This window comes from Mycoplasma sp. 1890 (genome assembly GCF_053851615.1).
The window spans coordinates 1-12,522 of the sequence record NZ_JBSQAZ010000007.1 but is presented as its reverse complement, the minus strand read 5'-3'; the positions used below and the strand labels follow the sequence as shown (position 1 = coordinate 12,522).

The window sequence follows — 12,522 nt, the reverse complement described above, 5'->3', positions numbered from 1 at the left end:
TTATGTCTTTATATTATAAGAGATTCATACATCAACAAAATTAAAAAACAACTTAAAATAAGTTGAATTTTAATTTTCTTAAATTACATTTTTTGATTTTGTAAATAGTTATGCTTCTTAAAATTGTCTTGCTTCATAATTTATGGCTCTAAGTAAAAGAAAATAAAATTTATATGCTAAAAGTCGTTATTTTATTTAATTTTTAATGCTAGCGATACAAAATCATTTGCATTTAGCGAACCCTTTCCAACAAGATATCCGCTCAAATTCTTTACTTGTTCCAATCTTTCTATACTATTAAAACAAACAGAGCCACCATATAAAACAGGAACATTTTTATCTAATTCATTGTGAATAAAATTTACAACATTTTGGATATGTTCGACCTTTGGAATAATTCCATTGCCAATACAATAAACAGGCTCATATGAAATAATTAAATTATTATAATCACTAATGCCTTTTAGGGCGCTTTGGATTTGCTTTTGTAAAACATCAAACGTACGGCCAGTTTCGAATTCGTTTATCGATTCCCCGATACATAATATAGTTTTAATATTAGTTTTTTTAAGATGCAATATTTTTTGGTTGATTAATTCATCAGTTTCGCTAAATAATAATCTTCTTTCACTATGTCCGATAATTACAAAATCAACATTTGCTTCAATTGCCACATTAAGCGATACTTCACCAGTATAAGCACCATTTAATTCATGGAATATATTTTGCAATCCAAATAAATAACTACGCTGAGGATTATTATAAGCTATATATGTGCTATCAAATGAAGGGGCAATGCCAATCTTAATGTTATTTAATTGGGCTTTATTTTCATCTATGAGATAATCAAGAGCATCGATATAAGATTCGACATCTAAAAAAGTTTTATTCATCTTAAAATTTCCGATTAAATATTTCATAAAAATTCCTTCTTTTGTTTTTTAATTTATTATTAATTAAAATTCTTATAAATGTATTGCTAGCATACCAATAACTAGTGTAAGGGAGGAAATGCCGATAATGAGATATGAAGCCAAGTTAGTTGACCCTAAAATATTTTTGTTCTTGCTTTTTTTTGCTTGTTCGATATTATAAGCATTTCTTTCACTATTTAAAATCTTATCTTTTTCAAATTGATTCATACCAGAATAATATTTAGCCTTAGCACGCATGTTAATGCGATAATTATGATAAAAGCTTAATATCGGCGAGGCCAATCCTTTACCAAATCCGCTACGAGAAATTAAGACCAATAAGCCAATACCCATAACAGTTACACAACCAACACTAATTGCATTAGACCATGTTATTTTTACAGAACTCTGCTTTTTTAAAAAACCTGTTAATAATATCATTAAAATCATTAAAAAAATTGAAATAAAAAAATAAATAATATTACCTAGTGTTCAGCTTCGTGATCAATAACTTCCAGATTTTCTATATTGACTTTTTCTATAATTTTTTTTCTTCATATCTGTTCTCTTTAATTACTAATTATACTTAATTAATTATAATTAAAACAGATAAAAAAACATTAGACAATATTATTCGTCTAATGTTTAATTAAACTATTTTTTAACTCATTTTGCAATTTGTTCTTTTGTTCCATATATTCAATGTTCTTTATCAACTTGATAATTAATTGGCATATTTGGAAACTGTTGCTCATAAATATAATCAATATTAAATGAAACATTTTGAAACTTTTCATTAGCATTTGATATTTTGGGAATTGCCTTAAATAAATTAATTGTATATGGGTGTAAAGGATTATTATAAATAGCTTCCGTTTTACCACTTTCTACAATCTTGCCTAAATGCATAATTTGCACATTATCTGCAACATATTCAATCATACTCAAATCATGGGCAATAAATATTAAACCAATATTTTTTCTAATACATAAATCTTTTAACAAATTAACAACTTGCGCCTGAATAGAAATGTCAAGAGAAGCAATTGGTTCATCGGCAACAATAACTTTTGGTTCAGTAATCAATGCACGAGCAATAACAATACGTTGTAATTGTCCGCCACTAAATTCATGTGGATAGCGATATGCAAATTGTTTTAATAAACCAACATCTTCAAGAGAACGATAAATAATCATTTTATACAATAATTCTGAAATTAAATATTTAGCAAATGGAAATGAAAACTTATAATCATAAAGATTAAATCTTTTAGACCATTTCGTATGATGAACGTCAACATTTTCGCTATTTTTCTTATTAAGATTTAATTCAACTCATTTATAGTCAATGCCAAGCAATAGATAAATACGCTTAATGTCTTTTCTTAAATAATCTCTTTCGATATTAAATGATTTTAACGTATCCTCTTTCAAGGCAATATCAGAGTTATACATTTTAACAACAGTATCTTTATCTTTTTTGATAGCCTGAATTTTTTCAAGAATCCTTTTGATATCTTTATTTGTTTTAAAAATATTTAGGTCATTAGGTTTTGCTTTTAGTGATTCTTTTAATACGTTATATTTCTCGGTTAGAGAATTAATTTTAGTATCATAAAGATTTTTAACATATTTTATGAATTCAAATTTATGTTTTTTGTATAAATCATTGCAAATAGTTTGATCAGCCACTAAACGTTGATACTCTGCCTTTTCAATTTGGATTTGTTGATACAAGTCATCAATAATTTTCTTATAACTTACTAAGAAGTTAGAGCGACCTTGCAAATACAGTTCTTTGGCCTCTTTAAGTTTTTTATGCGCTTGTGACAATTCTTGATGTGAATATTGTGGAACTTGTTTTAGCGCTATTCTTTGCTTTAAAGTAGATATTTGTGAATTTAATTGTTCTAACTCATCGCGAAAGTTTTGCTCATTTCTATTGGAAATTTCAGTATATTTAGAAAAATCAAACTTAAAATTTTCTTTTAATGTTTGCTTAATTTGCGCTAACATTATCTTTGAATACTCAATTTTTTCTAGATATGTATTATAAAAGTTCAAAACATAACTTTCAAGCTCTTTAACCAATTGTTTTATATCTTCATAATGTAAAAACGTTAAACATTTTTTTAATGAATTCAAGGTCATCACTCTTGCTTTGAATAGATATTCATTTTTTAAATTATACAAATAGAAATCTAAATCAGTAGACATTAGTCGGGCAATATTCACTAAGCCTCTTTCATTTTTATTTTCCACACAGAAGTTACTAAACGTATTTTTAGAAATATAAATTTGATGTTTATGCTCTTTTATTAGTTGTTTTTTCTTAGCAAGAAGATATTCCAATTCCTTCATATCATCATATTGTTCGCAAGATAAACAACTTAATTTACTAATTTTCTTAAATTCTTCTTGTGCTTTTCGATATGCTAATTCTTCCTTAGATAATTCTTCGCGACGGTATTTAGATTGCATTTCATAATAGAAATTTATCAACGACGAAGCGTTTGAATACATATTATTAATAATCAAACTTTCCATTCTTTGTTTTTCTTCTAGGTAAGCATAAAACAACGAAAAGTTATCTTCACGGCTCAATTCCTCATCTAATTTAAAATCAGCGAATGCCTTTTTTCATTTTGAAAAGAAAGGATTAGCAAGGCGATTAATTTCTTGATAATTTTGAAGTTCTAGCTTCATGGCTTGAATTTGAAATGTATATTTAAATGTTTTTTTGACTTCTAACCAATCTTTGAAAATATCATTTATTTTAGTTTTCATTATACCGTTGACTAATAACGGTTCTCTTAGGATTGTATAAATATTTTGTTGACTATTTAAAGAAGCATGAGGATCTTGAAAAATCATTTGAACGTTTTTACGTAGATATTTTTTAAGCGATAGGCTAATATGCTTACCTGAAATTATTTTATCTTCTAGTCGCACAAATCCATTATAATCATCATAAAGTCTTAATATTGTTCTACCAACAGTTGTCTTCCCTGAACCAGACTCACCAATAAGACCAACAATTTCTCCTTCATGAAGATCAAAAGATACACCATCAACAGCTTTATTAATGATACCTTGACTAACAAAATATTTTTTAAGATTATCAATTGATAATATAACTTTTCTTTCTTCTTTATTTTTCATTTTGAAATGCCTTTTTAAATAATTCTAAACGATTTTGTAGATCTTTTGTGAGTTCAACCTTTGGTGCTTCAGGACTTAATAATCAAGTAGCGGCTGAGTGTGTTTCGGTTATTGGGATTAAAGGAGGTTCTTTGATAAAATCAATTTCAAGAGCGTAATCATTACGAGGAGCAAAAGGGTCACCAACAGGAAGGTTAGCCATATCTGGTGGCGTTCCTTTAATGTTATACAATTTTTCCTCTTTTGATTCAGGAATAGCAGATATTAAAGCTCATGTGTATGGGTGGGCGGGTTGTGTAAAAATTTCTTCTTTCGAACCTTTTTCAACAATTCTTCCGGCATACATAACATAAATATAATCGCAGAATTTCGCAATGACGGAAATGTTATGGCTAATTAAAATAATGGAAATCCCCATTTTTTGTCTAATTTCTTCAAATAAAGCGAGAACACTAGCCTGAACAGTAGGATCAAGAGCAGTAGTTGGTTCATCAGCAATAATTAAATCTGGTTTAAGAGCAACTACCATAGTAATAACAATTCTTTGTTTCATACCACCTGACAGTGTATGAGGATAAGCACTAAAAATCTTTTCGACATCCCTTAAACCAAATGTTTTTAATAAACCTAATAAATAGGATTTTTTTTCAGTATATGTTTTAGCACTTCACTCAGTATTATTATTAAGTGCATCTAATAATTGTTTTCCAATGGTGCGAGTTGGGTTTAGCGATGTTAAGGGGTCTTGAGGAATATATCCAATTTTTTGACCTCGAACAATTTGCCAATATTTTTCTTTTTTAAAAATGTTGCTTAGTTCCAAATCACCAATTTGGATTTTATCAGCACTTATAATTCCATTCTCATTAACATTAATTAACGTTTTTGATGTTACTGATTTGCCAGAGCCTGATTCACCAACTAATCCTACAATTTGCCCACGCTTAACATCCAAGTCAACACCACGAACAATATGAATAGTTTTTTTTCTGCCTGCTGGAAAACTTACATGTAAATTTCTTACTTCTAACAATTTATCATCTTCCATTATTTCTTGCGATTGAAATCTAGAATATAAATATGATCGCTTTTGAGTAGTTTGTTTTTTAATTTGTGACATAATTATTTTCTCTTTCCCTTAGTTATTACTCTAGGATCAAGGGCATCATGAATACCGAGAGCCATAAAGTTTAGCGATAATGATAGTAATAATAATATTAATGTCGGAAGTAGAATTACTCATACGTTTTCACTAGCTTCTGAAGCAGATTCAATTAAGATCTGACCTAAGTTAGTATCATTCCCAGATTTAAAGAAACCAAGAAATGCCAATGATGCAACTCATAAAACTACACTTGGGACATTTTTAACAAATGAGTTAGCAATTTTCCCAATAATTGCAGGCAAGGCGTGAACAAATATTTGTCTTGAGGCAGAAGCACCTATTGCTTTTGAGGCTGTTATATATTCCTCGTTTTTAACGGTTATTATGTATAACCTTGTTAAACCCACAAACAATGGCCATCCAGCAATAGACATAGCTAAAATCAAGGAAATTTGGTTTGTCCCAAAGATTCCGACAAATATAAGAATCCAAATAATTGTTGGTGGAGCATTAAAAATATTAATTATTCTCATAATGATTGTATCAATTAATTTACCTGCATAAAAACCAAGGACCGCACCTAAAGTGATGCCAAACACAGCTTGAATTATTGTGGTAATAATAGCAATTTCAATCCCTCTCCATGTTGCATATCACGTTGTAACTCATATATCATAACCAGTTGAAGAGGTTCCTAAAATGGTTTTTAATGTAGGAACTTGCGGTATTAAAACCTTAGTTACATATTCATCAGTTAGTAAAACTCCGTTAGGTCTTGAGTTAATTAAACCATTCAGAACTCACGCTTTAAATAAATGATAAGCATTATAGTGAATAAATAATTGACCTTGATCATTAGTGTCAATGGTTGTTGAATTTGTAAAGAATGCAAATCAATTATTTCATTCAACTTCTTGTCCTAATTCCTTTCCATGACTAACAACATAATTATAGAATTTATAAATCTGATCGTCGGGTGTTATAGCTTTAGTTACAAAAGGTGAATATGCCGGCGGCAACGAGTTAATAAAATCATAACCATTAATTGGTTTGTTGGGGGTATAATTTGTGACTAGACTTGATGGAATTAATAATGATGCCAGTAATATAAACAAAAACACAATTAGCGAAACAACAACAATTGGGTTTGAAAAGAATCTTTTTATAATTTCAATAGCCATTTTTTTAGGGCGCCCTGCTATTGAGGAGGTTTGAACCTTATCACTTTCAGAAACAAAACCGAACTTTCTAGATAGTTCAGAACTTATTTTGTATTTTTTGTTAAATTCTTTAATCTGAGATTGTAAATTATCTTCCATATTTAACGTTCTAACCTACCTTTCATTATGGATTTTGAGACATAGAATTATGGTTTTGTTGATTCAATGCCCTTTTTGCATATAGATCTTTTTCAAGTTTCTTTCTTTCTAAAAATGCTTTAAAAAATAGCCAATAATTTTTCTTATTTTGTGCAGAATATGTAATTTTTGGATCTAATACAGCAAACATTACATCTACAAATATCTCAGCAGCTAATCCAATTCCAGTAAAGAATATCGTTGAAAACATAATAATATTAATTTCTCCAGTTGGAAATGAATTAGCAATAACAGTACTTGTTCCTGGAACATCTCAGTATCTTTCAATAATAATTGAACCAGACAATAGCCCAAGGAATGAGCCAAATAATAAGCTAAATAATGGAATCGAAATATTTCTTAATACATACTTAAAAAATATTTGAGTAGCCTTCAATCCTTTGGTTTTCGCTATTAAAACATAATTAGATGTTAATACAGTAATTACTTGATTTCTTGTATAACTAACATATACAGCCATTGAAGTTAAGGTAATAATTAACACAGGCGGTAGATATGATACAAATAATTTACCGAATGTTGGTTCAAGAGCGTCTCTCGGAACTACGGTTGGAATACCAATTTTTAGTGAAATGGTAATTAATATCGGAGCTAAAACAAATGAAGGAATTGCTACAAATAATAGAACAAATAAATTAGCGCCAGAGTCAAATAATTTTCCCCTTTTATAACCGGCAAAAACACCAATAGTTATACCGCTAATTGAGCTAATAATAAATGCAGGAAGAGTAATTCTAATCGAATATTTTAATGGGGTAAAAAATAATAATTGTATGTTAGTATATTCAGAAGGATTTGGATTATTTTCTTTATTAATAATAAATCCAAAATCACCACGAAAGATATTTCCGATATAGCGGAAATATCTTACGATGATAGGAATGGGCGTACCATCTTCATATCTAAGCCCAAAAGCTATTTCATTGTCATATGTAAGTTGCTCAATTGAGAGCTTATTTTTAGGATTTTGAAATAGTTTTTCAACTATTGCTTTAACCGGACTTTGCCCAAAAGCGCTGACAAGTGTATATACAACAAAAGTTATAATAAACAATGTCAGGAGTGCAAATAATATTCTTTGACGTATATATCTAAACATTGTATAAATTAGTTTTTAATCTTTCAATCTACATATAGATCGACACCAGGATTTGTTGAATCAGGTACGACAAATTTTTTCTCGACTAATGCTCTACCAAATTCGTTCTTTTGTTTAAAAATTGCATATGTGAATCCAATATTAAAGAATGATGTAAATTGTTCCATTAACTCAATTGCTTGTTCATTAGTATGTTTTGCAATATATTGTAATCAAAATGCTGCTGTTCATGCATAAGCATCTGTTCCATGCTTGCCATCATGTGATGTTCAAGGGATTGCTTTTTTATTGCTATCTCTTTTTAGAAAATAGTGTTCTTTCCCGTTTTCAGTTCTTTTTTCAAAGGTAACAGAGGTAGTATATGGTAGGTATTGTCCCTTATATTTGTTTTCAACTAAATGAAGATCCGCAAACGGTACTGAACCAATTCACTTATGTGGTCCATCTTCGTTAGCATATTCAACCATATCCTTTGCAAGTTGATAAATTTTTGGATAATTTTCTTTTATTAATTTGTTTTTATCACCCGAATCATTTGCTGCTATTCAAGTTAATGTCGGAACTAGGTTTGCGCTAAATGAAAGGCCATCATATCCTGAACCGATTGAGTCGTAGTCGTATGATCACGAAACAGTTTCTGATCCATTTGATCCTCTTGATCTAAAATTATCAAATCTAGGATCATCTTTATTATCAGTGTAATATATTGATAATTTTAATTTTGGATGTAATTGTGAAAATGTTTCTTGAATACTTTCAAATGCTGTTTTATATCCCTTAGGTATATTTACAAATGGAAAGGCATATTTAAACTCAATATCTTGGTCTTTATATTCAGGAAATTCTTTATAAAAATTATCAATTAATTTATTTAGTTCTTCTTTAATTTGTTCAAAACCGGCAGATTCAAGTTTTTGTGATCTCGTTCCATTCTTTTTAAATAACACTTCTTCATTTTCGCTAGGACTTATTTCTTTGCCTATTGTGCCAAAATCAATTTTTCCAGACTTATCTGCCTTTAGAGCAAATAAAGAGTTTATTCTGTCTCTGACATCATTTGGAGTTCTGAATTTTGATGATTGTTGGTCACTACCGCCAATTGGTGAACCATCTGCAACTTTTGCTATTCATGCCGATGACTGAGAACTGGTTGCTTGCGAAGCAAACTCATCTCAATTAATTGCAGCATTTATTAAAGTTCTAAAAATTAATCCACGACCAGATATAAATTCACTTGGATCATTTAAACCCTTTGATAGCTCGTCTCTTGTTGCTCCATAAACTAATTTGGCAAAAGCATCATTGAATTCATAGAAACTATTATTTTGCCCTTGAGGAAGTGCTCTAATAAATGGTTGTGCAACGTTTCTATAAAATGGTCTATTTGTATTTACAACTTGAATGTAACGCAATCCAAATTTATTACCATCTCTCAAAATTTCATCTTGTTGTGCTTTATTTAATTGACTAAATGCAATTTGCGAAACGCTACCTTCTTTGTACTTATTAAAAATTCTGTCTGCAAATGTTTCTGCCGCAACGTTTTGATTATATATAAACACTATTTGCTCAATAGTATCAGGACTATTCACAAATTTTTGATCATAGTAATTCTTATTTTTCTTAAGAATTAACTCCTGTCCTTTTTGAGGCGATATATAATATGCGCCATTATATAAAGTGTTTTTTAAACTTACTCCATATCAATAGGCTCCAACCTTATATACTATAGAATTTTTATCTAATTTTTTAATCTTATCTTCAAATTTTTTGGTTTCACCATTTTGCAAACCGTTATAGTTATATACTGGCAATTGCTCTGTTTGATTCTTTTCATCAATATATTGCGAAGGAGCTGGCTGAAAGGTATAATCTCTCAATATTAACTTATTAAAGAACTCTGTAAATTCTGGATCATCATGATTAGAAATTTTTTCAAATGTTACAGCATCATCTAATCCTACTTTTTGTATAAATTCTTTTTCTACAGAAAACTTCTTATGATCAATACCGAAAAGACTGAATAAATAATCATTTGAATACTCCTCTTTATCAGTAAAGGCTGATGAAGAAGCATCTGATAAAACTTTGGCTGCCTCTTTATCAAGTTCCTCAGAACCACCATTTTTATCTCTGAATGATTGACTGACAGAAAGTGTTCTTAATCACGAGTAATAAAAATCTTTTGCATTAACTTCATATTTCGTCTTTTTACCCGTTTCGTCAACTCAAAAAACACCTTTTCGAATAATAAATTGAACTTTAGTAGCTGATTTTAATTTATTATCAAAGTTAAAACTGTTGATAGATTTTTGATTATTAGATTTTAATTCTACTGAAGCAGAAGTGTAATATTTAACTCCGTCTTTTTCGCCATTAGGCTCTGTCATGATATCAGCATCATCGGAATCAAATGTTGTTATAGAACCATTTTTATCTGTTATAACAACTGCAGAAGCCATTGCTAATGCCTTTTTTGTTCAAGTTGGAGTTGTGATATATTGAGCAGTTCCAATTATTTTACCACTTTGATCCTTTTTGACTTTGTTAGTTAAAACTGGTTCTCCGATATTTTCAATGCGAACCAAACCAGCTGAAGTTTGTTGTGTCGTTGCGACACTTACATATCCACCATATGATCTTGAAGCATCATATACAAATGCTTGCCCTGTATAAGGTGAGTTATATTCAAACACGTATTTATGAACTTTACCGCTTTGTGAGTTGTTGCTGCAGCTTGCTAAAAGCAGGGGCACTGAAGCACTAAGTAAAGGTAAAGAAGCTAATAATATTTTGTTTGCTTTTTTCATTTTAATCTCCATTTTTTATAATTCCATAAAAGTCATTAAGGTGTTATTGTATTTAAAAAATTATTATCTAGTTATATAAAATGACTTATATAAAATTACAAAATAATTATAAATTATTTTTAATCTTTTGTTAGGTTTTGCTCTTAAAGAGGCGCATTTTCTCTTGTCTTTCAATGTGACTTTTTTAATACATTTTTGATTGATTTTTATTACTTTTTTATTGAAATTATTTAAATCTGGGTTTTATTAAGAAAATGCTAAAAGATACTTTTTTATTAAGAAAATTCTTATGTTTATTGAGTAATTATGTACCTCTAAAATCCATAATCTTAGGACGGTAAATAATGTTAAAATATGAAAAATCTATATTATTCTTTTTAATTTTAATCTTATTAATTATGATATTTAAATGTATAAGTTGCATTACAAATTCCTCCAAGAATAATATTTTTATTTCACGAATTCATAGAATTCATCTTAATAATACCCTTGTTGAAATTAATAATTTCAATAGCAAAAAATGCAGCTATTATAGCTGTGAACATACTAGAAATTTGATAATTTTCATTTATTTTTTTTATGTCCATCATTTTTTTCCTAACATTAATTATTTTAACAACATTTAAAATTTTTTTGCAAAAAAATATAATACTTTTTAAATTTATTTATAAAAATCGACTTAGTTTTAGTAGTTTTATTAATATAAAAAATAAAATAAAAAAATAAAGCAATATTAGATATTTTTGATATAATTTTTTTAATTCAACTTGTTATGGCTAATTATTTAGCATAATGAATTGGATTAACATAGTTAATGTCTTATCCGAGCTTTTTTGCTTATTTCACTAAATAATTTAGATCAGGGTCTGCGGAGTCTGATTTTTTAAAATTGTGATAAAATTTTACTATTATGAATTCAAAGACAAAAAATATTATTTTTAACGAACATAAAGACAATATTAAATGAGACATATATTTTATGTCCTTAGCCAAATTAAGTGCATTTAGATCTAAGGACCCAACAACAAAAGTAGGGGCCTGTATTGTAAGCCCAAATAATTATGTCATTTCATTAGGTTACAATGGAATGCCAACTAGTTTTAATAACACCGAGGTTGATAATGACCTAGCCTTTCCATGGAATCGACCAAGTTGTTCTGATGATGTGCTACATTCAAAATATACATATGTTGTTCATGCTGAAGCAAATGCTATAATTAATGCTAATCTAACTAATTCTAAAATTGAACCAGGTTCAGCAATTTATGTTACACATTCGCCATGCTATAACTGTGCAAAATTAATTGTCCAATCAAAAATATCGAAAGTTTATTATGCTAGTGAATATAAACCGGAAGCAGATGATTTTAAAGCTAGCCTAAAAATATTTAGCACCTTTGGTGTTGAATTTATAAAAATAAAAAATGATTTTGATATTGATTTTAAAATAAAGAAATAATTTTTTATTTAATTTAAATTTTTAGGTCTTAAAAATAAATTTAATATCATATGTTTGATAAATATTTTTAAACTATAAAAATGTTGCAATTTGACTAAGAATTAACATTTTTTTAATAAAAAATTAGAAAAAAATAGCTCTATTTTAGGAATTTCATAAGAAATTATCTTATTTTTTTTCATCTACTTTAAAATCAAAATAATTTCTTATGAAATAAATAAGAAAAATTATCAAGCAGGTCTTGATAATTTTAATTATTTTGTTATAGTTTCTCCACATGATTGGGAGCCAAAAAGAGTTGCTAGATTTATAAATATCGATGAATATTTTATTAAATCAAACATAAAAAAATCAATTTAAACTTGTTTTAGTTATAAAAACCACTAAAATTTAAGTTAAAAAAAGAATAAAGCCATCATTAAATTAAAAAAAATTCCCACTTTTTGGGGAAAAATTAAACAACTAAAAATATAAAAAAAATTGCCTATATTTATGGCAAGCTTTTTTTGTTCCCTGAAAACTGAATATCGACTTTTTTGTTTTAGATAACTTCTATAGAATCACTATTAAACCAATCAATTTATTAGTACTGGT

General features: G+C 28.3%; 9 protein-coding genes. 1 reads left to right on the top strand and 8 read right to left on the bottom strand.

Going from position 1 to position 12,522, the window contains the following annotated elements:
• Positions 1-191: 191 nt before the first annotated feature.
• From tpiA to ACWXVO_RS01825, 8 genes are all read right to left on the bottom strand, one after another.
• On the bottom strand, positions 192-920 hold the full coding sequence (gene tpiA, locus ACWXVO_RS01860; RefSeq protein ID WP_455966253.1) for a triose-phosphate isomerase: 729 nt from the start codon (positions 918-920) through the stop codon (positions 192-194).
• 45 nt (positions 921-965) lie between these two features.
• Entirely contained in the window at positions 966-1,472 is a 507-nt protein-coding gene (locus ACWXVO_RS01855; protein WP_438340871.1) for a hypothetical protein, read from the bottom strand.
• A 96-nt stretch (positions 1,473-1,568) separates the two neighbouring features.
• Positions 1,569-4,076, bottom strand: coding sequence for an ATP-binding cassette domain-containing protein (locus tag ACWXVO_RS01850; protein ID WP_456002226.1), 2,508 nt, complete (start codon positions 4,074-4,076; stop codon positions 1,569-1,571).
• Entirely contained in the window at positions 4,066-5,196 is a 1,131-nt protein-coding gene (locus tag ACWXVO_RS01845; protein ID WP_438340873.1) for an oligopeptide/dipeptide ABC transporter ATP-binding protein, read from the bottom strand. The genes ACWXVO_RS01850 and ACWXVO_RS01845 overlap by 11 nt, the downstream gene beginning before the upstream one ends.
• Positions 5,197-5,198: 2 nt before the next feature.
• The gene (locus ACWXVO_RS01840) at positions 5,199-6,500 is read right to left on the bottom strand and encodes an ABC transporter permease (RefSeq protein WP_456002223.1); all 1,302 of its coding nucleotides are present in this window, start codon (positions 6,498-6,500) and stop codon (positions 5,199-5,201) included.
• 25 nt (positions 6,501-6,525) lie between these two features.
• Positions 6,526-7,659 (bottom strand): ABC transporter permease subunit, encoded by a 1,134-nt coding sequence (locus tag ACWXVO_RS01835; RefSeq protein ID WP_438340875.1) that lies wholly within the window; start codon positions 7,657-7,659, stop codon positions 6,526-6,528.
• 8 nt (positions 7,660-7,667) lie between these two features.
• Positions 7,668-10,469 (bottom strand): OppA family ABC transporter substrate-binding lipoprotein, encoded by a 2,802-nt coding sequence (locus ACWXVO_RS01830; RefSeq protein WP_456002220.1) that lies wholly within the window; start codon positions 10,467-10,469, stop codon positions 7,668-7,670.
• Positions 10,470-10,861: 392 nt separating this feature from the next.
• Entirely contained in the window at positions 10,862-11,059 is a 198-nt protein-coding gene (locus ACWXVO_RS01825; protein WP_455994913.1) for a hypothetical protein, read from the bottom strand.
• A 320-nt stretch (positions 11,060-11,379) separates the two neighbouring features.
• Here ACWXVO_RS01825 and ACWXVO_RS01820 point away from each other — a divergent pair, with 320 nt between their 5' ends.
• Complete coding sequence (locus ACWXVO_RS01820) at positions 11,380-11,928, top strand: deoxycytidylate deaminase (RefSeq protein ID WP_444705162.1); 549 nt, start codon at positions 11,380-11,382, stop codon at positions 11,926-11,928.
• The last annotated feature ends 594 nt before the right edge of the window (positions 11,929-12,522 follow it).